The organism is Nocardiopsis oceanisediminis (assembly GCF_048595525.1).
GTDB lineage: Bacteria > Actinomycetota > Actinomycetes > Streptosporangiales > Streptosporangiaceae > Nocardiopsis_A > Nocardiopsis_A oceanisediminis.
Genome location: NZ_JAFMZJ010000001.1, coordinates 704,818 through 728,410, shown reverse-complemented (window position 1 = coordinate 728,410; position 23,593 = coordinate 704,818). Strand labels below are relative to the sequence as shown.

At 75.9% G+C, this 23,593-nt stretch carries 11 protein-coding genes; 7 read left to right on the top strand and 4 right to left on the bottom strand.

Features of this window, described 5'->3' with window-relative positions:
• The first annotated feature begins 88 nt into the window (after nucleotides 1-88).
• The 4 genes from J0910_RS03375 (at nucleotide 89) to J0910_RS03360 (ending at nucleotide 4,628) form a co-directional block, all read left to right on the top strand.
• Nucleotides 89-685, top strand: coding sequence for a TetR/AcrR family transcriptional regulator (locus J0910_RS03375; RefSeq protein ID WP_420157039.1), 597 nt, complete (start codon nucleotides 89-91; stop codon nucleotides 683-685).
• Nucleotides 682-1,545, top strand: coding sequence for an ABC transporter ATP-binding protein (locus tag J0910_RS03370; RefSeq protein WP_420157038.1), 864 nt, complete (start codon nucleotides 682-684; stop codon nucleotides 1,543-1,545). Before J0910_RS03375 ends, J0910_RS03370 begins: the two co-directional genes overlap by 4 nt.
• Before the next feature lie 652 nt (nucleotides 1,546-2,197).
• Entirely contained in the window at nucleotides 2,198-3,811 is a 1,614-nt protein-coding gene (locus tag J0910_RS03365) for a hypothetical protein (RefSeq protein WP_420157037.1), read from the top strand.
• A 181-nt stretch (nucleotides 3,812-3,992) separates the two neighbouring features.
• Nucleotides 3,993-4,628, top strand: coding sequence for a GyrI-like domain-containing protein (locus J0910_RS03360; protein WP_420157036.1), 636 nt, complete (start codon nucleotides 3,993-3,995; stop codon nucleotides 4,626-4,628).
• A 215-nt stretch (nucleotides 4,629-4,843) separates the two neighbouring features.
• Here J0910_RS03360 and J0910_RS03355 read toward each other — a convergent pair whose 3' ends face one another.
• The 4 genes from J0910_RS03355 to J0910_RS03340 all read right to left on the bottom strand — a co-directional run bounded on the left by J0910_RS03355 (nucleotide 4,844) and on the right by J0910_RS03340 (nucleotide 9,587).
• Complete coding sequence (locus J0910_RS03355; RefSeq protein ID WP_420157035.1) at nucleotides 4,844-6,688, bottom strand: hypothetical protein; 1,845 nt, start codon at nucleotides 6,686-6,688, stop codon at nucleotides 4,844-4,846.
• On the bottom strand, nucleotides 6,685-7,611 hold the full coding sequence (locus J0910_RS03350; protein ID WP_420157034.1) for a TIGR02996 domain-containing protein: 927 nt from the start codon (nucleotides 7,609-7,611) through the stop codon (nucleotides 6,685-6,687). The genes J0910_RS03355 and J0910_RS03350 overlap by 4 nt, the downstream gene beginning before the upstream one ends.
• A 132-nt stretch (nucleotides 7,612-7,743) precedes the next feature.
• Nucleotides 7,744-8,223, bottom strand: coding sequence for a TetR/AcrR family transcriptional regulator (locus J0910_RS03345; protein ID WP_420157033.1), 480 nt, complete (start codon nucleotides 8,221-8,223; stop codon nucleotides 7,744-7,746).
• A 128-nt stretch (nucleotides 8,224-8,351) separates the two neighbouring features.
• Nucleotides 8,352-9,587 (bottom strand): MFS transporter, encoded by a 1,236-nt coding sequence (locus tag J0910_RS03340; protein WP_420157032.1) that lies wholly within the window; start codon nucleotides 9,585-9,587, stop codon nucleotides 8,352-8,354.
• A 627-nt stretch (nucleotides 9,588-10,214) separates the two neighbouring features.
• Between J0910_RS03340 and J0910_RS03335 the strand changes: the two genes are divergently transcribed.
• From J0910_RS03335 to J0910_RS03325, 3 genes are all read left to right on the top strand, one after another.
• Nucleotides 10,215-10,976 carry a thioesterase II family protein gene (locus J0910_RS03335; protein WP_420157031.1) on the top strand — a complete coding sequence of 254 codons (762 nt, stop codon included), beginning with the start codon at nucleotides 10,215-10,217 and terminating at the stop codon, nucleotides 10,974-10,976.
• Between the two features lie 175 nt (nucleotides 10,977-11,151).
• The gene (locus tag J0910_RS03330) at nucleotides 11,152-14,397 is read left to right on the top strand and encodes an AfsR/SARP family transcriptional regulator (RefSeq protein ID WP_420157030.1); all 3,246 of its coding nucleotides are present in this window, start codon (nucleotides 11,152-11,154) and stop codon (nucleotides 14,395-14,397) included.
• A 517-nt stretch (nucleotides 14,398-14,914) separates the two neighbouring features.
• Entirely contained in the window at nucleotides 14,915-23,557 is an 8,643-nt protein-coding gene (locus J0910_RS03325) for a type I polyketide synthase (protein WP_420157029.1), read from the top strand.
• Nucleotides 23,558-23,593 lie beyond the last annotated feature (36 nt).

The window sequence follows — 23,593 nt, the reverse complement described above, 5'->3', positions numbered from 1 at the left end:
CCCCCGAGCGGCGCCGTCCGCCGGACGCCCCTGGACACCTCGAATGTTAGCGACTAACGTGTTAGCCGATAACACTCGGAGGGATGCCATGGCACGGCGCGATCGGACCCCGGGCGGCCGGGGCAGGGGCGAGCGGACCCGCGATGCGCTGCGCGCCGCCGCCTACCGGCTCTTCCTGGAGGACGGCTACGACAGGACCCCGGTGGCCCGGATCGCCGCCGAGGCCGGGGTCTCCCACATGACCTTCTTCCGCCACTTCCCCACCAAGGAGGACGTGGTGCTGCGGGACGACTACGACCCGCTGCTGGAGCGGCTCGTCCGGGAGCGGCCCGGCGAGGAGCCGCCGGTCGCGCGGGTGCGCGCCGCCCTGGCCCGGGCGCTGCCCGAGGTCTACGCCCGCGAACGGGAGAACCTGCTGCTCCGCGCCCGCCTCATCCTGGACACCCCGGCGCTCCGCCGCCGCATGGGCGACAGCATGCGCGGCTCCCAGGAGGCCTTCGAGCGCGGCCTCGCCCCCGGCCGGACCGATCCGCCGCTGGCGGTGCGCGCCGTCGCGGCCGCCTGCACCGCGGCCCTGGCCGAGGCCGTCACCGCCTGGGCCCGGGACGGCGGCGCCGCCCACCTGCCCGACCTGGCAGACGAGGCGCTGGCCGCCCTCCAGGACCCGCCCGGGGAGCCGGCGTGACCGGCGGCGCGGTCCGCGTGGCCGACCTGGAGGTGCGCTACCGGGGCGCGCCGCACCCCGCCGTCCGCGGGATGACCTTCCAGGTCGCCCCGGGTGAGGTCTTCGGCCTCCTCGGCCCCTCCGGGGCGGGCAAGTCGACCGTGCAGAAGGTGCTGACCCGGCTGGTCCGCGGCTACGGCGGCGCGGTGCGCGCCCTGGGCCGCCCGCTGCCCGAGTGGGGGTCCGACTACTTCGAGCACGTCGGCGTCGGCTTCGAACTGCCCGCGGCCTACACCCGGCTGACCGCCCGGGAGAACCTGGCCGCCTTCGCCTCCCTCTACCGCGGGGCCGCGGAGGACCCCGGCGAGCTGCTGGACCGGCTGGACCTGGGCGCCGAGGCCGACCGGCGGGTCGCGGAGCTGTCCAAGGGCATGCGGATGCGGCTGAACCTGGCCCGCGCCCTGGTCAACCGGCCCCGGCTGCTCCTGCTGGACGAGCCCACCTCCGGACAGGACCCGGTGCGCGCCGCCCGGATCCGCGCGATCGTGCGGGCCGAGGCCGACCGCGGCGCCGCCGTGCTGCTGAGCACGCACGACATGGCCACCGCCGAGCGCCTCTGCGACCGGGTGGCCTTCGTCGCCGGCGGCCGCATCGCCGCCGTGGACACCCCGGCCGCCTTCAAGCTCCGCCACGGCCGCCCCGGGCTGCGCGCCGAGTACACCGAGCACGGCGTGCTGCGGCGGCGCACCTTCGACCCCGCCCGCCCGGACGACGCCGCCGAGCTCTCCCGGATCATCGCCGGCGGCGGCCTGGCCTCCCTGCACACCCGCGAAGCCGCCTTGGACGAGGTCTTCGCCGAGGTCACCAAGGTCCGGCTGTGACGGCGCCGCCCCCGCACCGGAACCCCGCCGGCTCCCGGGCCCGGCACCACGGCCCCCGCCACCGCCGATGGCAGGCCCGCGTCCCGGCCGGCGGCCGCAGGCCGGCGCGCCCGTTCGGCGGAAGGACGGCGGGACGCCTCCCCGCGCCCCTCGGAGACCGTCGGGTGCGCGGCCGGTCGCCCGGAGTGTCCGGCCGCGGGCCGGGAGAGGCGGGGATCGGGGGCCCGGCGCCGCCGCGGCCGCCGCGGGCCGCGCGCCGCCGCCCCGCTTCCCCGTTGGTCTCGGCGCTGCGGGGGTATCAGGGCGCCCTGATGCCCCCGCAGCGCCGAGACCAACGGGGCGGTCCGCCGCCGAGCACCCCGGGCGGCCACCCGCATGCCCGACGGTCTCTCGGCCGGCGGCGGTCCGGGGCCGCCGCTCCCTCCCGCCCCCTTCCCTCCTCCGGTCGGGGCCTCCGCCCGCCGGCGGGCCCGGAGAGGACGGCCGAGCGGGGCCCGGCGGCACCGCACCGCTCCGGCGCGGGCGGGTCCGGCGCGGGCGCGCCCGGGGCCGGGTCCCCGGGAGGGGGCCGCGCCCGCGGATCCGGCGGGTCAGGGGCGCCGCGCGGGAGGACACCCGGCCGGGCGGACCGGGGGAAGGACGGGAGCCGGCGATGAGCAGAGGACGTACCGGCGCGTTCAGGCGGTTCCGGGCGGTCCTGGTGCTGGAGGCCCGGATCGCGCTGCGCTACCGGGTGCTGCTGCTGGCCGCCGTGCTGGCGGTGCTGTGGGCGGCGGCCATGGCGCTGCTCCCGCCGGCGGCCGCCCGCGTCCTCGCCCCGTTCGTGCTGTTCCTGGACACCGCCGGGTTCGGCGCGCTCATCGCCGTCGGGCTGCTGCTCTTCGAGCGCACCGAGGGCGCCGAGGCGGCGCGCGCGGCCGCGCCGCTGCGCCCCGCCGAGGCGGTGGCGGCGCGCCTGGTGCTGCTCACCGCCGCCGCGACGGCCATGGCGCTGCCCATCACCGCCGCCGCGACGGCCATGGCGCTGCCCATCACCGCCGCCGCCCCGCCCGGCGGGCCGCTGCCGCGCGCCGCCTCCGCCGCGCTGGTCTGCGCGGGCGTGGCGCTGACCTCGGTGGTCCTGGTGGCGGTCTGCATGGCCGCCGGGGCGCGGGCGCGCACCCTGCTGGGCGCCGCCTTCGCCGCGGTGCCCTGGGTCGCGCCGCTGGTCGCCCTGCCCGGACTGCACCTGGCCGGCGCCGTGGACACCCCGCTGGCGTTCGCCGTCCCCACCACCGGCGCCGCCGAGCTGATCCGGAGCGGCTCCGCCGGGGCCCCGCCGCCGGCCCCGGCGCTCGCGGCCTGCGCGTGGACGGCGGTGTGCGCCGCCGCGGCCTGGGCGTGGGCGGCCCGGCGGGCGGTCCCCGAGGAGCAGGCGCGCCGCCGGCCCGCCGCCGCGGTGCTCCGCCCCCGGGGCCGGTACCGCCCCGCCGGGCGGGAGCGGGCCGCGGAGCGCAGCGCGGGGCACCGTCGGGGCCGGCGGCGCGGCGGGGCGGCCGCCGCGTTCGCCCGCTTCGACCTGCTGGGATCCGCGCGCGATCCGCTGCTGGTCGCCATCGCGGTGGCGCCGCTGCCGCTGGCGCTGCTGCTGCGCTTCCTCTACCCGCCGGCCGCCTCCTTCGTCGAGCGGTCGCAGGGCCTCGACCCGGCCCCGGCCGCCCCGGCGCTCTTCGCCGCGCTGGTGCTGCTGCACGTCCCGGTGATGGCCGGGGCCGCGGTGGCGCTGCGGCTCATCGACGACGCCGACGAGCAGATCATCCCGGTGCTGCGGACCTCCCCGCTGCCGCCGGGCGCCTACCTCGCCCTGCGGGCGGCGAGCGCGGCCGCGCTCGCGCTGCTCGGCCTGGCGGTCGCGGTCCCGCTGTCGGGGCTGGCGCCGGCCCCCTGGCCGTGGCCGCAGGCATCGGCCGCGGTCCTGCTCGCGGCCGCCCAGGCCCCGCTGATCGTCCTGGCCACCGCCGCGCTGGCGGGGAACAAGGTCGAAGCGCTGGTGGTGGTCAAGGCCGCCGGCGCGGTCTCGGTCCTGCTGCCGGCGCTGGCCTGGTCCCTGCCCGAGGCCTGGGGCCGGGCGCTGCTGGTGCTCCCGCCCGCCTGGCCGCTGCTGGCGGTCCCCGGCCACCCCGGGGAGGCGGCCGCCCTGCCCGTGCTGCTCTGCGGACTCGCCGCCGCGGCCGCCGCGGGCGCCCTCGCCGTCCGCCGGGCGCACCGCACCTCGCTGTCGCCGTGACCCCGGGGGCGCGGGCGAGGCCCCTCCCGTTCCCCGGTGCGCCCTCCCACCGGCCCGGTTCCGCCGCGGCCGCCGGAACCGGCGCACGCGGGGCCCGCCCGCCGGGCGCGGAGTATCCTCCTACTCCCCTGACCCCCGGATGCGGAGAGGCAGCGGCTCGCACCCCGAGTCCAGGTTCCCGATGGCGGACAAGACCGACTTCAAGAAGACCCTCGACGCCTATCAGGCCCGGCGGGGCCGGTTCCGGCTGCTGGACGTGCCCGACATGCGGTACCTCATGGTCGACGGGCACGGCGACCCGAACACCTCGCCGGCGTTCGCCGGGGCGATCGAGGCCCTCTACCCGGTGGCCTACAAGCTCAAGTTCGCCGGCAAGCGGGAGCTCGGGCGCGACTACGTCGTCCCGCCGCTGGAGGGCCTGTGGTGGGCCGAGGAGATGGACTCCTTCACCTCGGCGCGGGACAAGGCGCGGTGGGAGTGGACGCTGATGATCATGGTCCCGGACTGGATCGGCCCGGACATGTTCGCCGCCGCCGTCGAGCAGGCCGGAGCCCGGAACCGCCCGGAGCGCCTCGGCGACGTCCGCCTGGAGGAGCTGTCCGAGGGGCGGTGCGCGCAGACGCTGCACGTCGGCTCCTTCGACGAGGAGGCGGACGTGCTCGCGCGGATGCACCGCGAGTTCATCCCCGGCTGCGGGCTGCGGATGGCCGGCCGGCACCACGAGATCTACCTGAGCGACTTCCGCAGGACCGCGCCCGAGAAGCGGCGCACCGTCCTCCGCCAGCCGGTCGCGCCCGTCACCGCCCCGCGGGTGTAGCGACCGGCCGGTCCGGGCCGGCGCGGGGGCCGCCGGGTACGGGACCTCCGAGCCGGCCGGGTCGGCCGGCCCTCCTGCCCGCCCCTTCGAGGACGGAGGGGCCTCCGGCCGGGCCCCGGCCGGAGGGGCCGGAAGGCGGGAGGGGCGCCGGCGGTCCCGCCTCGCGGTCCGCCGGGGCGCGTGCCCGGCGGGCGGGCACGCGGCCTCCGCCGCCGCTACTCCTCGTCCTCCTCGTCTTCTTCCTCGTCGTAGTCCTCGTCCTCGTCCTCGTCGTAGTCCTCGTAGAGGTCGAGGTCGGACAGCTCCAGCGGGCGGATCACCGGGATCGGTACGGCGGACTGCTCATGGGCCACGGTCCAGGAGTTGCGGAAGAAGTCGAACCGCAGGTGGTAGCAGCCGTCGGACTCGGCGAAGAGGATCGGCGGGACGAGGAGGTCCACCGCGCCGACGGTGGTCGCGGTGTCGATGAAGTCGCCGGGTTCGAGGCCGGGCCCCTGGCAGGCGGCGAAGTTCACCGGGGCGAGGGCCTGCTTGCCGAGGACGTGGATCCGGTTGCCCTGGACCACGAAGCGGTCCGGGTCGAGGACCGCCTCCTCACCGAGGACCAGGATCGGCGCGGGCATGACCTCGGCCTTCGCCTCCTCCTGCTCATCCGTGTAGCAGTCGATGACCTCCTCGCTGCGGGTGGTGTCCATCCCGTCCATGCCGTGGAAGGCGCAGCAGGGCATCTCGGCGTCGGCGACCGGCCGCTCCGGCTCCGGGAAGAGGAGGGACTTGTCGAACGGCGGGACCGCCGAGCCTCCGCCCCGCTCCCGGAGGAACCCGGGGATCCAGTCGGTGCCCTCGGCCTCGATCACCTCGGAGTCGCACCGGGCGCGGAACGAGGTCTCGCCGATCCGGCAGTTGAAGTAGTCCATCAGGGTGATCGCGGCGCACTCGGCGAGCGAGAGCTCCCCGCTCCGGGGGAACCAGAAGTCGTAGCCGTTCGCGACGAAGTCCACACCCTGGAAGCGCTTGTGCACGAAGGGCTCGCGGGCGGCCCCGGGGGCGAGGCCGTTCCAGTGCGCCCGCGCGACCCGGTCGTAGTAGTCGTCGGCGTGCCGGGCCAGCTCGGGGGCGAAGACGCTCTCGCCGGTCAGGTAGCAGGCCTTGCTGAACAGCGCGCCGATCTCGGGGTCGTGCCCGGTGCCCGGGTCGGTGAAGACGAGCTCGGTGCGGAGGAAGACCTTGCGGCCGTCCCGGTAGGGGGCGCCCTCGTGCTCGTACCGCTGGTCGAAGAGCACGCAGGTGAAGGGGGCGATCTCGGTGAGCGCGGCGCCGCCGGAGAGGTCCAGGACGGGGTCGCCGGACCCGCCGGTGAGGTACAGCAGGAGCGTGTACCGGGAGACGTGGCCGCGCGCGCCGTCGTAGTAGGGGGTGTCGAGGTGCCGGTGGAAGTTGGCGTCGCCCGGTTCGAAGCGGTTGCACCGGAACACCGGGTTCACGTGCGAGAAGCCGTCCCGCAGGGGCTCCGGCAGGGCCTCGGCCGCGGCACCGGTGAGCGCCTCGGCCAGCAGCGCCGAGTGGAAGATGAAGCGGTCGCCGCCGCGCGAGGCGGCGTTGAGCGGCGGGACGTACAGGCCCAGCGCGTCGAGGCCCTCCAGCGCGGCCCGGGCGGGGTCCGGGAGCCGCAGCGAGAAGGTGTACGCGCCCTCCGCGACCTCCTCGCGCCCGGTGAGCTCGAAGTCCGCGGCGTCCGCGAACAGGTGGTCGAGCGGGAGGATGTTCTCGAAGGTGCGGAAGGACAGCTCGAGCGGGTCGGCGAAGACGGCGGCCAGGTACGGCGCGGCCTCGCTGGGCCGGGCGAACGAGTCGCGCACCGCGGCGTCGATCCGTTCGGCGTCGACGAAGCGCACCGACTTGAAGCGCGCCGTCGGGTGCCAGGAGACCGACAGGCCGTCGATCACCGCGGCGGGGCCGGCGTGGTTCGCGTCGACCTCGGCGCGGTACCGGGCGGCCTCCTCCTCCGAGGCCCCGCCCGATGACAGGGCGAAGAAGCGGTCGCGGAGACCGGTGCTCATATGCTCCTCCAGAAGCTGCGGATTTCGGGGGGCAGGCCGGTGGCCGACGCGAGCAGCCGCGCGCCGCCGGCTCCGGCGTCGCCGGGGTTGAGGAGGAGCCGGCGGAGCGAGCCGGCGAACGGCGCCGCGAGCAGGGCCCGCACCCCCTCCTCACCGAGGCCGTTGTAGCGCAGGTCGAGTTCGGTCAGCCGGTCGAAGCGGTGCAGCGCGCGCACGCCCTCCGCGGTGAGCGCGTTCCGCTGCAGGCGCAGGCGGCGGACGCCGCTGAAGCGGGGGGACTCCGCGAGCCCGGCCAGTCCGGAGTCGCCGACGCCGCAGTAGCGCAGGTCGAGCGCTTCCAGGCGGCCCGCCCCGGCCGCCCCGGGTCCGGAGGGGTCGGCGTGGACGTGCTCCGAGACGGCGAGCGCCCTGGCGCCGATCGCACCGATCTGCAGGTAGGGCAGTTCGAGTTCGGTGACCCGGCCCAGGTCGAGCGCTGCCAGGGCGCCGGCGTCGAGGGACGGGGGCGGTTCGGTCGGGTCCTGATCGGGGTCCTCGTGCCACGGGGCGTCGTCCATCCGTGCGCCCGGCCCGATCTGCAGCGCGGTCACGAAGGGGGCGCGCACGGCCTCGTTGGCGGCCACCGGCGCGCGGTCGGACCATTCGACGCGGACCTTCACGGCGAACCCGTGCCGTCGCTCCAGGACCTCCGCTTCCGGCGGGAGCTCCGCGTCCCAGCTCCGCTCGTGCGCTCGGACCAGGGCGGCGATCTCCTGCTCCACTCCGCCGCGGCGGGCCGGGGCGAGGTGCTCGCGCCGCTGCTCCAGCCGGATCAGCTCGCCCCGGGCGTCACCCCGCTCGGTGAGCCGCTCGGCGTAGGCGAGCCACGACGCGCGGTCTTCGGGGCGGGCCCGCAGCGCCTGTTCGAGGGTGGCGAGTCGCATGCGGGGACGCTAGCAGCGGCGCCGGACACTTTCCCGAATCCGGCGATCCGCATAAAACAGTGACATCACCGCTGTTCACGGCGGAAAGCACACCGGTCTCCGAGGCTCCGGCCGCCCCTCCCCCGGCGCCCCTCACCGTCCGGGGCCGGGGAGGAGGTCGGCGAGGGCCGCCTCGAACTCGTCCGCGGTCGGCTTCTCCTCGGTGAGCAGGCTGTGCAGGAGGAGCCCGTCGACGGCGCCGGCGACGTTGCGGGCCCGGACCGGGTCGCCGGTGTAGCCGGCGGCGAAGGCCCGGACGGCCCGGATCCACCCGTCGGTCGCCTCGCGCAGGTGCGGGCGGCGGGCCGCGAGCAGGAACAGCTCGTACTCGGCGAGCAGCCGGCCGGGCTCCCCGGCGACCTCGGCGAGGAGGACCGCGAGGTCGCGCCGGCGGTCCCCGCCCGCCGAGAGCCTGCGCATCCGCTCGGAGTCCTCCTCCATGACGCTGGTCAGCGCCGCCGTGAGCAGGTCGCCCAGGCCGGTGAAGTAGTACGTGCTGGCCGAGGTGGGCAGCCCCGCCTCCCGGGAGACCGAGCGGTGGCTGACGCCGGCCACCCCGTCGCGCTCGATCACGCGCAGGGTCGCCTCGATGAGCGCGTTCCGGCGGCGCAGGCCCTTGATCCTGCGCCCGTCGGTGGTGGGCTCGCTCAGTGCTCCTCCTCGGGTGGGCCGGGGCCGCTCCGCGCGGCGGTAGCCCCGTTCTACCCGACGGCGCCGGCGTGCCGCGCCCCGCCGTCCTCTGCGGCGCGGACCGCGCGGCCGAGCAGGCGCTGCGAGAGCGCGGCGGTGGCCGCGGCGAGCGCACCGGCGGCGACGGCGACCGCGAAGCCGGCGGTGGTGCCGGCCCGCTCCACGACAAGGCCGGCGGCGAGGGTGCCGATCCCGGTGCCGACGGTCAGCCCGGTGAGCGCCCAGGTCATGCCCTCGGTCAGCGAGGAGGCCGGGACCGCCTTCTCGATCAGCGTCATCGCCGTGATCATGGTGGGCGCGAAGAACGCCCCGGCGATCAGGACCGCCGCGGACAGCGTCCAGATGCCCCCGGCGAACAGGAGGGGCAGGGTGGTCAGCCCGGTTCCGGCGACGGCGGCGAGCAGGGCGCGGTGCGGCTTCCAGGGCAGGTCCAGGGCGCCGAAGGCCAGCCCGGAGGCGGCCGACCCGAGGGCGTAGGCGGAGAGCACGATCCCGGTGGCGCCGGGCACGCCCAGCGACTCGGCGAAGGCGACGGCGACCACGTCGACCGTGCCGACGATGACCCCGCCGGCCAGCAGGGTCAGCGCGAGCACCGCGAGCGGGCCGCTGCGCAGCGGCAGCGGCAGCGCACCGCGGGCCCGCTCCGCGGCCGGGCGGACCGGCGGCTCGGTGGACCGCTGCGCGGTGAAGAGCAGGACGCCCGCGGCGAGGAGGACGGCGGCGGCGAGCGGTCCCCCCTGGGCGAAGGCCATGGTGCTGAGCACCACGGACAGGGCGGGGCCGGCGATGAAGGTGATCTCGTCGGCGACCGATTCGAACGAGTAGGCGGTGTGCAGCCGGGGCGTGCCCCGGTAGAGCTCGGTCCAGCGCGCCCGCGCCATCGCCGACATGTTCGGCACGGCCCCGGCGGGGACGGCGGCCGCGAAGAAGGTCCAGGCCGGCAGGTCGAGCCGGACCGCGAGCAGCAGCAGGCAGATCCCGGCGATGCCCGCTCCGGCGGCGGCCGGCAGCACCCGGCGCTGGCCGAACCGGTCGGCGAGCCGGGAGACCTGGGGCGCGATCACCGCCATGGCCAGGGTGAAGGTGGCGGCGACGGCACCGGCCAGGGCGTAGTCGCCCTCGGTGACCGACAGCATCGTGATGATGCCGATGCCGGTCATGGCCACCGGCATCCGCCCGATCAGGCTCGCCGCGGTGAACCCCTTGGCTCCCGGGGCGGCGAATATCCGTGCGTAGGGGTTGGGCATGGCGGTCTCCTCGGGGGTTGGGGCGGAACGGCGGCAAAAAAAACTGGGACGTCCGTCCCAGAAGTATGCTGCGCCGCTCCCCCCGCCTCAAGACCTCCGGTGGTGACCCGCGCCACCGCATCCGCTCGGCGCGCCTTCCGACCGGGAGGCATCTCGCGCGAAAAGTTCGGAACGCCGCGGCCCTGCGATGCGTCGATGCACTGGAACCGGCGTCCGGGGCCGGGAGTCAGAGGCGGGAGCGGAACACGCCGCCCGCCGGACCGCGCCGGGCGACCGCCCCGCCCCACGAGGCGCGGGGAACCGCGGTCCGGCGACCGGCCGGGCACCGCGCCGACGGCTTCCGCGGGATGGCGCCCCAGGGCCGGAGGGAGAGGGGGGAGCGCACCCGCGCCAGGGCGACCGATTCCGTCGCATCCTCGCCCGCCGGCTTCATTCATAGTTTCGAAATCCGCCTCTGACGTGAGCTTATGTGGAGCTGATCCGGTATTCACCAGGGTGGGGTAACATCAACGAACTTGCCCAAGGCACAACATGGCTGACAATTCACCACAAAGCAGTCACGACCTCTCCAGGCGGAGTGCCGCAGCCACTACGGCGCATTCCGCCCGATTAAGAAACGGCTGGTCGATGCCCGGGTCTACTCCCGCTTCCCCGCTCTGGATCCGCAGATACTCCCCGTCGCCGGACGCCTCCGTCCGGTTGGCCTGCCTGCCGCACGCCGGCGGGTCCGCGAGCTTCTTCCTCCCCGTCGCCCGCACGCTGGCTCCGGCCGTCGACGTGCTCGCCGTGCAGTACCCCGGCCGGCAGGACCGGCGCACCGAGCGGTGCATCGAAGACCTGCACGAGCTCGCGGACGAGGTGGCCTCGGCGCTCGAGCCGTGGACGGACGCCCCGCTGGCCCTGTTCGGCCACAGCATGGGCGCCTCCCTCGCCTTCGAGGTGGCCCTGCGGCTGGAGCGGAAGGCCGGCACGGTGCCGGCCGCGCTGTTCGCGTCCGGGCGGCGCGCACCGTCCCGGCACCGCGAGGAGACCGTCCACCGGCGCGACGACGACGGGATCGTCGCCGAGCTCAAGCGGCTCAACGGGACCGACTCCGACGTGCTGGGCGACGAGGAGCTGCTGCGCATGGTGCTCCCCGCGATCCGCGGCGACTACACCGCCGCCGAGACGTACCGGCCCCGGCCCGGCGGGGCCGCCGTGAGCTGCCCCGTCACCGCGATGACCGGGGACGCCGACCCCAAGGTCTCGATCGATGAGGCGCGGGCCTGGGAGGAGCACACCACCGGCGGCTTCGACCTGCGCGTGTTCCCCGGCGGGCACTTCTACCTCGCCGACCGCCAGGCCGAGGTGCTGGAGCTCATCGCGGGACGGCTGAACACGATCCCCTGACCGGTCCCGACCCGCCGGCGTCCCCCACCGGCGGCGGTGCCGCAGGCCCCGGGGCGCGTCCCCGGGCCCGAGGCGGCGCAGAAGACACGACCGAGCATTCGCGGCGTGTACCGGGACGTCCGAGGAGCCGGATCCGCGGTCCCGGTCGGGCCGCAGGAAAGGAGGGAACTCGTTGGTGTCCACCACCAGGGGCGGCGACGCCCCCGAAACCTTCCCCGGCCAGGAGGACGACCGGGTGCGGTACCGGGTCCTCGGGCCGCTCTCCGTCCGCGGCGACGCCGGCCCGGTGCGGCTCGGCGGCGCCAAGCAGCGCACGACGCTGGCCCTGCTGCTGCTGAACGCCAATCGCGTGGTGTCGGAGGAGCGGTTCATCGACGCGCTCTGGGGGGACGACCCGCCGAGCAGCGCGCGCAGCCAGCTGCAGGTCCGGATCTGGGAACTGCGGAAGCTCCTCGGCCGCTCCGCCATCGTCCGCCGGCCGCCCGGCTACCTGATCCAGACCGAGCCGGGCGAGGTCGACCTGGACGTCTTCGACGCGACGGCCGCCGAGGCCGAGCGCGAGGCGGCGGCCGGCCGCCCGCGCCGGGCCGCCGACCTGCTGCGCACCGCCCTGGAGCTGTGGCAGGGCCCGCCTCTCGGCGGGGTGGCCGAGCCGTTCGCGGCCCGGGAGGCCCCGATGTTCGAGGAGCGGCGGGTGGCCGCGCTGGAGCAGCTCTTCGACGCGGAGCTGACCCTGGGCCGCCATGTGCAGGTCACCGGTGAGCTGCGCCGCGCGAGCAAGGAGTACCCGTTCCGGGAGCGGCTCCAGTACCTGCTGATCCTGGCGCAGCACCGCTCGGGCCGCTCCTCCGAGGCGCTGGAGACCTACGCCGACGTGCGCCGGACGCTCTCCACGGAGCTGGGCATCGAGCCCGGCAAGGCCCTGCAGGAGCTGCATCTGCAGGTGCTGAACGGCCAGGGCGGCCAGGGCGCCGAGAAGGGCGGGGCCGAGCCGCCGCCCGCCAAGCCCGCGGCGGTGGTGCGCCCCGCGGAGCTCCCGCACGACGTGCGCGGGTTCGTCGGGCGGTCCGACTGCCTCTCCCGGCTGGACGACCAGCTCGGCGGCGGGTCGGGGTCCGGCGAAGGACTGGTGGACGTCTGGGTGCTCAGCGGAACGGCGGGCGTCGGCAAGACGGCGCTGGCCGTGCACTGGGCGCGGCGGGTCCGCGAGCGCTTCCCCGACGGCCAGCTCTACCTCGACCTGCGCGGGTTCGACGTCGAGCGGGAACCGCTGGACCCCAGCGCGGCGCTGGCCCAGCTGCTGCGCGCCCTCGGAACGGACCCGCAGCGGATCCCGGACGACCCGGACGAGCTGGTGGGGCTGTACCGGTCGCTGCTGGAGGGAAAGCGCCTGCTCCTGGTACTGGACAACGTCCGGGAGAGCCGCCAGGTGCGCCCGCTGCTGCCGCCCACCGGAACGGTGCTGGTCACCAGCAGGCACCGGCTCGGGGAGCTGATCGTCACCGACGGCGCGCGCCCGCTGCCGCTGAGCACGCTCCACCCCGATTCCTCCCGCGCGCTCCTCGGCGAGATCCTCGGCGAGGAGCAGCTGCGCGCCGAGCCGGAGGCCGCCGGGGAACTGGCCCGGCTCTGCGGTCACCTCCCGCTGGCGCTGCGGATCGCCGCGGCGAAGATCAGCGCCGGCCCCGAGCCCCGGATCTCCGACGCGGTCACCGAGCTGACCCGCGGCCGGCCGCTCGACGTGCTGACCGTGGACGGTTCGGAGGAGAGCGCCATCACCCGGGCCTTCACCGTGTCCTACCGGGCGCTCGCCCCCGGCCCCCAGCGGCTGTTCCGGCTGCTCGGGCTGGTGCCCGGCGCCGACTTCACCCCGGAGGCCGCGGCGGCGCTGGCGGACGTCCCGGTCGCCGAGGCCTCCCGGCGGCTCAGCAGGCTGGCCGCGGCGCACCTGGTCGAGCAGCACGTCACAGGCCGGTACCGGTTCCACGACCTGGTCCGCGACTACGCCCGCGACCGGGTGCAGGAGGACGAGGAGGCCGGGCCGCGGGAGGAGGCGTGGGCCCGGCTCATCGAGTACCACGTGTCCGCCGTCGACGCCGCCTACGAGCGGTTCCGGACCCGGGACCTGCGGATCCCCCGCGACCCGTCGGTCAAGGAGCGGTTCCCGGTGGCCTTCACCGACTCCCTCCAGGCGCTGGCCTGGTTCGACGCCGAGCACGAGAACCTGGTGGCGCTGCTGCTCCAGGCGGCCGTGCGCGGGCCGCACCCGCTGGGGTGGTGCCTGGCGGAAGGCCTGCGCATCATCTTCAACCACCGCGGGCTGCGCACCCAGTGGGTGGAGGTCGCGCCGGCGATCCGGGCGGCCGCGCGCGAGCACGGCGCGCGGCGCGCCGAGGCGCTCATGCTGGAGAGCGAGGGCGTGGCCTGCATCCAGATCGGCGAGCACGAGCGGGCCATCCGCTGCCTCACCGAGGCCCGGCGGATCTACATCGGCGACGACTGCCCGCAGGGCGAGGCCAGCACGACCAACTCCCTCGGCGTCACCCTGCAGTCGGTGGGGCGGCTGGACGAGGCCGCCACCGAACTCAAGCGCGCGCTGGAACTGCAGCAGGCGCTCGGGAACCGCAGCGGCGAGATCATGGTCTACAACAACCTCGGCCTGGTCTACCGGATGCTGGCCCGGCTCGATGAGGCCGCCGAGCACCTCGGCCTGGGCAGGACGCTGGCCATCGCGGAGGGCACCCCGTGGGACGAGGCGGTGAACCTGGTCAGCGAGGGTTTCGTGCTGCGCCTGCGCGGCGAGCACGACGCGGCGGAGAAGGCGCTGACCCGGGGCCGGGAGATCCACCGGGAGCTGGGGCACAGGTACGGCGAGTCCTACGCGCTGTCCGGCCTCAGCGCGCTGGAGGCGGACGCCGGCCGGTGCGAGCGGGCCCGGGAGAGCGCGCTGCAGGCCCTGGAGCTGGCCCAGGACGAGCACAACGTGGAGACCGAGGTCCTCGCGCTGATCGCGCTCGGCCGGGCGGAGGCGACGCTGGACGAGGCGGACTCCGCCGAGCAGAGCATGCGGCGCGCCGTCGAGCTGGCCCGCGAGTGGGGCTCCCTGGTGCACATCGCGGAGGCGCTCTCCGAGCTGTGCACCGTGCAGACCCTGAAGGGCGACCACCTCGGCGCCCTGGACACCGGCCGGGAGGCGGTGGGGCTGATGCACGGGTGCGGGCTGTGGCTGATCGAGGCGCAGTGCCTGCTGGCGATGGCGGGGGCCCACCGCGGCCTGGGCGATCCCGTGCGGGCCCGGGACCTGGGGCGGCGGAGCATGGAGCTGGCCGAGGAGAACGGGCTGGCGATCATGCGGGACCAGGCCCGCCGGTGGCTGGAGGAGTTCTGCGATGAGCCGGTGGCAGCAGTGCAGCGCTGCTGAACGGCGCGGGGGATCGGAACGGCGGGGCGCCCATGGGCGGCGCCCCGCTTTTCTCGTTTTCGGCCGCCCTTCGGAGGCGGTTCACCGGCGGTCCGCCGAATGCCCGGAACCGGCGCGCCGGGGCGAATTCCACCCCCTGCGGACGCCATTCCGGGAAGCAATTAAATTTTCAACGAAACCGGGTCCGAAATGGCCCCGCCCCGCCCGGATCCCCGGCCTCACCGCTGGTCGACACCCCTCCGACCGCTACCTCACGCTCACGGGCGACCCCCTGGAGTGACTTTCATTCGGATGAAAGCTGCGAGGGAGCGCTTTGGTAGTGCGGCTCCGTAGTTTTCCCACTGTTCCACTGACCGCGCCATGCGCGCCGGCCGGGCCGCTCCCGGCCGCCCCCTGGGACAGGGCCGGCGCGACCCGCCAGGAGACCGGTGCTCCCAGCACGCCCCGCGGACGCGGCCCGCCCTGTTCCCGGCACGGGCCGTCGGTGGACCACCGCCCATCTGCCCTTGGAGGCCCGATGTCGGGAAGTCCGACGCCGTCCGGTGCGATCGCCGTCATCGGCGCGTCCTGCCGCCTGCCGGGGGCACCCGACCCGGAGGGCTTCTGGCGCCTGCTCCGGGACGGCACCGACGCCGTCGGGGAGGCCCCGCCGGACCGGCCCGGCTCCGAGGCGCTGCGCACCGGGAGCCCGGGCGCGCGGCGGGCCGGGTTCCTCGACCGGGTCGACCTGTTCGACCCGGACTTCTTCGGCATCTCGCCCCGCGAGGCCGCGGCCATGGACCCGCAGCAGCGGCTCATGCTGGAACTGGCCTGGGAGGCATTGGAGAGGGCCGGCATCGTCCCGGCGTCGCTCGCGGGCACCCGCACCGGCGTGTTCGTCGGCGCGATGACCGACGACTACGCCGCCCTGCACCACCGGCACGGCCCCGCGGCCGTCACCCGGCACAGCATGACCGGGCTGCACCGCGGGACCATCGCCAACCGCGTCTCCTACGTCCTCGGGCTGCGCGGCCCCAGCCTGACCCTGGACACCGGGCAGTCCTCCTCCCTGGTCGCCGTGCACAGCGCCTGCGAGAGCCTCCTGCGCGACGAGGCCGACACCGCCCTGGTCGGCGGAGTGAACCTGATCCTCGCCCCGGAGAGCGGGGTCGTCGCCGAGCGGTTCGGCGGGCTCTCCCCGGACGGCCGCTGCCACACCTTCGACGCCCGGGCCAACGGGTTCGTCCGCGGCGAGGGCGGCGTCTTCCTCCTCCTCAAACCGCTGGAGCGGGCGGTCGCCGACGGCGACGACGTGCTGTGCGTGATCCGCGGCGGCGCGGTGAACAACGACGGCGGGGGCGACGGCCTCACCGCTCCGCACCGGCCCGCCCAGGAGGACGTCCTCCGGCGGGCCTACCGGCGGGCCGGCGTCGATCCCGCGTCGGTCCAGTACGTCGAACTGCACGGCACCGGGACGCGGCGCGGCGACCCCGTCGAGGCGGCGGCGCTGGGCCGGGTGCTCGGCTCGGTGCGGACGCCGGACCGCCCGCTGGCCGTCGGCTCCGCCAAGACCAACGTCGGCCACCTGGAGGGCGCGGCCGGGATCACCGGGCTGCTCAAGGCGGTGCTGGCCATCCGGCACCGGCGGCTCCCGGCGAGCCTCAACTTCAGCACCCCCAACCCGGAGATCCCCCTGGAGGAACTGGGGCTGCGGGTGCAGACCTCGCTCAGCGCCTGGCCCGACGAGGAGCGGCCGCTGGTCGCCGGGGTCTCCTCGTTCGGCATGGGCGGCACCAACGCGCACCTGGTGCTCACCGAACCCCCGGCCCCGGCCCGCTCCGCCGCCCCGCGGCGCCCGCTGCGCGCCCCCGAGCCCATGCCGTGGGCGCTGTCCGGCCGGACCCGGGAGGCGCTCCGGGCCCAGGCCGAGCGGCTCTCGGCCCACGTCCGGGAGCGGGCGGAGCTGGACCCCGTGGACATCGGATACTCCCTGGCCACGTCCCGGTCCGCCTTCGAGCACCGGGCCGTGCTCACCGGCCGGGACCGGGAAGAGCTGCTTGCCGGGCTCACCGCGCTGGCCGACGACGACGCCACTTCCGGCGCGGTGCGCGGCACCGCCGGGTCCCCCGGTCGGACGGTGTTCGTCTTCCCCGGCCAGGGCTCGCAATGGGCCGGGATGGCCGTCGAGCTGCTGGACTCCTCCCCGGTCTTCGCCGAGCGGATGGCCGAATGCGCGGCCGCCCTCGCGTCCTTCACCGACTGGTCACTGATCGACGTCCTGCGCGGCGCCGAGGGCGCGCCGTCGTTGGACCGGGTGGACGTGGTCCAGCCCGCGCTGTGGGCGGTCATGGTCTCCCTCGCCGAGATGTGGCGCGCACACGGCGTCGAACCCGACGCGGTGGTCGGGCACAGCCAGGGCGAGATCGCCGCCGCCTGCGTCGCCGGAGCCCTCACCCTCGAAGACGCCGCCCGCGTCGTCGCCCTGCGCAGCCAGGCTCTGCTGGAGCTCTCCGGCAAGGGCGGCATGGTCTCCGTGGCACTGCCCGCCGAAGGCATCGCCCGGCGGTTGAAAGCCTGGGACGGGCGCATCTCCCTGGCCGCGATCAACGGCGCGTCCTCGGTCGTCGTCTCCGGCGACACCGACGCCCTCGACGAACTCATCGCCTTCTGCGAAGCCGACGGCGTCCGCGCCAAACGCGTCCCCGTGGACTACGCCTCCCACTCCGCCCACGTCGAACAGATCGAGAAGCGGCTGCTCGACGTGCTCGCGCCGATCGAGCCGCGCAGCTCGCAGGTGCCGTTCTACTCCACCGTCACCGGCAAGCCCATCGACACCGCAGAACTCAACGCCGCCTACTGGTACACCAACCTCCGCCAGACCGTCCTACTGGAGGACACCACCCGCAGGCTCCTCGAAGACGACCACACCGTCTTCATCGAGTGCAGCCCGCACCCGGTGCTGCTGATGGCCGTGCAGGAGACCGCCGAGGCCCAGGAGAAGGCGGCCGCCACCGTCGGCACCCTCCGCCGCGAGGACGGCGGACCCGGCCGGCTGCTCCTCTCCCTGGCCGAGGCGTACACCCGCGGCGCCCTGGTCGACTGGGCCGCGCTGTACGCCGGCACCGGCGCCGAGCGCACCGACCTGCCCACCTACCCCTTCCAGCGCGAACGCCACTGGCTGGAGGTCTCCGAGAGCGATGCCGGACAGCAGGCGGGCGCGCCGCCGGCCGGCCTGGGTTCCCCGGACCTCCGAGCGGTCGATGCCGGCGCGCCCGGCGGAGCCTCCGGATCCGGAGCGCCCGTCCCGGCGCCGGGCAAGGCCATCGACGAGCTGGTGCTCTCGGAGACCGCCGCCGTCCTCGGCCATGCAGGCCCGCAGGCCGTCGATCCCGACCGGGCGTTCAAGGACGCCGGTTTCGACTCGCTGGCCTCGGTCGAGCTGCGCGACCGGTTGAACACCGCCACCGGGCTGCGGCTGCCCACCACGTTCCTGTACGACCACCCCACCCCGGCCGCGGTCATCCGGCTCATCACCGCGAAGCTCTCCGGCGGGGAGGAGACCGACGCGGGCGGGCCGCCGGTGGCCGCCGCAGCGGACGGTGACCCCATCGCCGTAGTGGGTATGGCCTGCCGCTACCCCGGCGGCGTCGCGTCACCCGAGGACCTGTGGCGGCTCGTGGCCGAGGGCGCGGACGCGATCACCGGGTTCCCCGACAACCGGGGCTGGGACATCGAGAACCTCTACGACCCCGACCCCGAGGCATCCGGCACGTCCTACGTCCGCGAAGGCGGCTTCCTGCACGACGCCGACATGTTCGACCCGGCGTTCTTCGGGATCAACCCGCGCGAGGCCGCGGCGATGGACCCGCAGCAGCGGCTGCTGCTGGAGACCTCCTGGGAGGCGTTCGAACGCGCCGGGATCGACCCCGGTTCGGTCCGCGGCGACCGGGTCGGCGTGTTCGCCGGCGCGATGTACCACGACTACACCTCCCGCCTGGGCCGGGCCCCGGCGGGAGCGGAGGGCTACTCCTTCACCGGCGGCTCCGGCAGCGTGGTGTCCGGCCGGGTCGCCTACACGCTGGGCCTGGAGGGCCCGGCGGTCACCATCGACACCGCGTGCTCGTCGTCGCTGGTCGCCCTGCACCTGGCGGTGCGGTCGCTGCGCAGCGGCGAGTGCTCGATGGCGCTCGCGGGCGGTGTCTCGGTGATGTCCACCCCGGGCACGTTCATCGAGTTCAGCCGGCAGCGCGCGCTCTCCCCGGACGGCAGGGTCAAGGCGTTCGCCTCGGCCGCCGACGGGACCACCTGGGCCGAGGGCGCGGGCGTGCTGCTGGTCGAGCGGCTGTCGGACGCGCGCCGCAACGGGCACGAGGTGCTGGCGGTGGTGCGCGGCTCGGCGATCAACCAGGACGGGGCGTCCAACGGCCTGTCCGCGCCCAGCGGCCCCGCCCAGCAGCGGGTGATCCGCCAAGCGCTGGCGGACGCCGGTCTGGGAGCACCCCAGGTGGACGCGGTCGAGGCGCACGGCACGGGCACCACGCTGGGCGATCCGATCGAGGCCCAGGCGCTCCTCGCCACCTACGGGCGGGAGCGTCCTGGGGACCGGCCGCTCTGGCTGGGCTCGCTGAAGTCGAACATCGGCCACTCCCAGGCGGCGGCCGGGGTGGGTGGCGTGATCAAGATGGTCATGGCCATGCGCCACGGCACGCTACCGAAAACGCTGCATCTGGACGAGCCCACCCCGCACGTGGACTGGTCGGCGGGCTCCGTCGAACTGCTCGCCGAGGCCCGCCCCTGGCCCGAGGCGGAACGGCCGCGCCGGGCGGGCGTCTCCTCCTTCGGCGTGAGCGGGACCAACGCGCACGTCGTGATCGAGCAGGCACCGGTTGAAGAGGCGCCGGTCGGAGAAGTACCCATCAAGCAGGCTCCGGTGCCGGGTTCAGAGGCGGATGCCGGCACCGGAGCCGTCCACAGCGCGCCTGCCGCCCCACCGGCGGTGCCGTGGGTGGTGTCGGCGAAGACCGAGGCGGCGCTCCGCGCCCAGGCCGAGCGGCTCTCGGCCCACGTTCGGGAGCACACCGACCTGGACCCCGTGGACATCGGATACTCCCTCGCCACCGGGCGCGCGCTGCTGGACCACCGCGCCGTGGCCGTCGCCGCCGACCGCGACGGCCTGCTGGCGGCACTGGACGCCTTGGCGGAGGACCGCAACCACCCCGGTCTGGTGCAGAGCAAGGCCGGACCGGTCGGCAAGGTCGTGTTCGTCTTCCCCGGCCAGGGCTCGCAGTGGGCCGGGATGGCCGTGGAGCTGCTGGACTCCTCCCCGGTCTTCGCCGAGCGGATGAGCGAATGCGCGGCCGCCCTGGCGTCCTTCACCGACTGGTCGCTGCTCGACGTCCTGCGCAGCGCCGACGGCGCGCCGTCGCTGGAGCGGGTGGACGTGGTCCAGCCCGCGCTGTGGGCCGTCATGGTCTCCCTCGCCGAGGTCTGGCGCTCCCACGGCGTCCAGCCCGACGCCGTCGTCGGGCACAGCCAGGGCGAGATCGCCGCCGCCTGCGTCGCCGGAGCCCTCACCATCGAAGACGCCGCCCGCGTCGTCGCCCTGAGAAGCCAGGCCCTGCCCGAACTCTCCGGCCAAGGCGGCATGGTCTCCGTGGCCCTGCCCGCCGAGGAGATCGGCCGGCGCCTGGAGAAGTGGGACGGACGGCTGTCCGTCGCCGCCGTCAACGGCGCCTCCTCCGTCGTCGTCTCCGGCGACACCGACGCCCTCGACGAACTCATCACCACCTGCGAAGCCGACGGCGTGCGCGCCAAGCGCGTCCCGGTGGACTACGCCTCCCACTCCGCCCACGTGGAAGCCATCGAGGGGCGGATCCTGGACGCGCTCGCCCCCGTCCGGCCGCGCAGTTCGCAGGTCCCGTTCTACTCCACCGTCACCGGCAAGCCGATCGACACCGCAGAACTGGACCCGGGGTACTGGTACACCAACCTCCGCCAGACCGTCCTACTGGAGGACACCACCCGCAGGCTCCTCGAAGACGACCACACCGTCTTCATCGAAGTCAGCGCACACCCCGTGCTCACCATGGCGGTCGCGCAGACCATCGACGCCATCGGCGACACCGGCCGCCGCGCCTCCGCCTCGGGCACTCTGCGCCGCGACGAAGGCGGCCTGGAGCGGTTCCTGACCTCCCTGGCCGAAGCCGGCGCCGCGGGCGCCCCGGTGGACTGGCGGCCGGCCTTCGGTGGCGGAGCCCGCCGAGTGGACCTGCCGACCTACGCGTTCCAGCGGGAGCGCCACTGGATCGACATGCCCGACACTCCGGCCGCCGGGGATGTCGCGGCGGTGGGCCTGGACTCCACCGGGCACCCGCTGCTCGGTGCCGCCGTCCGGCTCGCCGACTCCGACGGCCTGCTGTTCACCGGGCGCCTCTCCCAGGGCACCCACCCCTGGCTGGCCGACCACGCCGTGCTGGACACGGTGCTGCTGCCGGGCACGGCCTTCCTCGACATCGCCCTGACCGCCGGCGAGCAGGTCGGGTGCGACCGGTTGGAGGAGCTGACCCTGCAGGCTCCGCTGGTCCTGCCCGATCGGAGCGGTGTCGCGGTCCAGGTCTCGGTCGGCCCGCCCGGCGAGGACGGCCGCCGGGCGCTCAGCGTGCACTCCAGGTCCGAGTCCGCGCCGTCCGAGGCCCCGTGGACCCGCAACGCCGACGGCATGCTCGCCCCCGGCGGCGCGGCGCCGGCCCCCGCGTCGGCCGATGGGGCGTCCGCCGCCGAGTGGCCGCCGCCCGGCGCCGCCGAGGTGGATCTCGGCGACTTCTACCCCGCCGCGGCAGAGGACGGGTTCGGGTACGGGCCGGCCTTCCAGGGCCTGGTGCGCGCCTGGCGCCGCACGTCCGCCGACGGCGCGGGCGCCGAGGTCTTCGCCGAGGTGCGCCTGCCCGACGTCCCTCAGCCCGACGCCGCCCGGTTCGCCCTCCACCCCGCGCTGCTCGACGCCGCCGCGCAGGCGACCCGGCTGGACGGCGCCCCCGCCGAATCCGCACGGGCCCGGCTGCCGTTCTCCTGGGAGGGCGCCGAGCTGCGCGCCTCCGGAGCCTCGGCCCTGCGGGTCCGCATCTCACCGCGCGGGCCGGAGTCGGTCGCGCTGGCGGCGGCCGACGAGACCGGCCGCCCGGTGCTCTCGGTCGACTCCCTGGTGCTGCGCCCGCTGTCCGCCGCCCAGTTGACCGCCGCCCGGGGCGCCCGCGACGACTCCCTGTTCCGGATCGACTGGGCGCCCGTCCCGGTGCCGCCCGCCCCGGCGGCGCCGGTCGCCGTGGCCGGTGACGAGGACCTGGTCGCCGCGCTGGCGGCGGCCGGGGCCGCCGTCGCCCATGCCGGTCCGGCCTCCGCCGACGGCACGGCGGCCCCCGGAGGGGACGCGCCCGAGGCGGTCCTGATCTCCGCAGGAGCGGCGTCGGGGAGGCCGGCGGGCTTCGGCGGCGACGTGCCCGGTGCGGTGCGCGCGGCCACGGCCCGCGTCCTCGACGCGCTCAAGAGCCGACTGTCCGACCCCCGGTCCGACGGCGCCCGCCTGGTGGTCGCGACCCGCGGCTCGGTGGCGGTCGGCGCGGACGAGCAGGTCACCGACCTCGCCGGTGCGGCGGTGTGGGGTCTGGTCCGCTCCGCGCAGACCGAGCACCCCGGCCGGATCCTCCTGGTCGACCTGGACGGCGACGGCCGCTCCCTGGCGGCGCTCCCCGCGCTGCTGAACACGGAGGAGGACCGGTTGGCACTGCGCTCCGGGACGGCGCGCACCCCGGTCCTGGACCGCCCGGAGGCGTCCGCGGCCGCCTCCGCTCCCCTGCTCCGCTCCGGCGGCACCGTCCTGGTCACCGGCGGCACGGGCACCCTCGGTGCGCTGGTCGCCCGGCACCTGGTGAGCGCGCACGGCGCCCGCCGCCTGGTGCTGACCGGCCGCCGGGGGATGGAGGCGCCCGGCGCCGCAGACCTGGCCGCCGAACTGGAGGAACTGGGCGCGACGGTGACCATCGCCGCCTGCGACGCCGCCGACCGCGACGCACTCGCCGACCTGCTGGCGTCCGTCCCCGCAGAGCACCCGCTGACCTCGGTCGTACACGCCGCCGGCGTCCTCGACGACGGCACCGTCGAGACCCTCACCCCCGAGCGGTTCGAAACGGTGCTCCGGCCCAAGGCCGACGCCGCCTGGAACCTGCACGAACTCACCCGGGACACGGAGCTCTCCTCCTTCGTCCTGTTCTCCTCGGCGGCCGGCACCATCGGCACCGCAGGCCAGGCCAACTACGCCGCCGCCAACGCCTTCCTCGACGCCCTCGCCGAACACCGCCGCACCCTCGGCCTGCCCGCGACCTCCCTGGCCTGGGGCCTGTGGGAGCAGACCAGCAGCATGACCGGCGACCTCGCCGCCGCCGACCTCGCCCGGCTCTCCCGCTCCGGGCTGCTCCCGATCCCCTCGGAGCAGGGGCTCGACCTGTTCGACGCCGCCTGCGCCGCCCGCGAGCCGGTGCTGCTGCCCGCCCGGCTGGACACCGCGGCGCTGCGCGCGGCCGGGGTGCCGGGGCTGTTCCGCCGCGTCGTCCGCGCGCCCGCCCGGCGCGCGGGCGCCGCGCCCGCACGCACGTTCCAGGCGGCGCTGGCCGGGGTCGGCGAGGCCGACCGCCCGCAGGCCGTGCTCGACCTGGTCCGCTCCGAGGCGGCCGGGGTGCTGGGCCACAGCACGGCGGGCGCGGTCAAGCCCGAGCAGGCGTTCACCGAAGCCGGCTTCGACTCGCTCACCGCGGTCGAGCTGCGCAACCGGCTGAACGCGGCGACCGGGCTGCGGCTGCCCAGCACGCTGGTCTTCGACTTCCCCAACCCGGCCGCGGTCGCCGCGTACGTACACGAGCGGCTGGCGCCGCCCGCCCCCGCCCCCTCCGGGCGGGGCGTCCTCGCCCTCCTGGACGACCTGGCCGCCGCCCTCGCCGGACCCGGTGTGGACGACGGCGTCCGGGCCGAGGCGGCGGAGCGCCTGGGCCTCCTCCAGGCCGAGGCCTCCCGGGGCCCGGCCGCGAGCCCCGCAGACGGTGCCGCCGGGGACGTGGAGGGCCGGATCCAGGAGGCGTCGGCCGACGAACTCCTCGCCCTCATCCAGCAGGAACTGGGAGGCAGCAGGTGAACGCACTCGCAACCGGATCCCCCCACGACCCGTTCC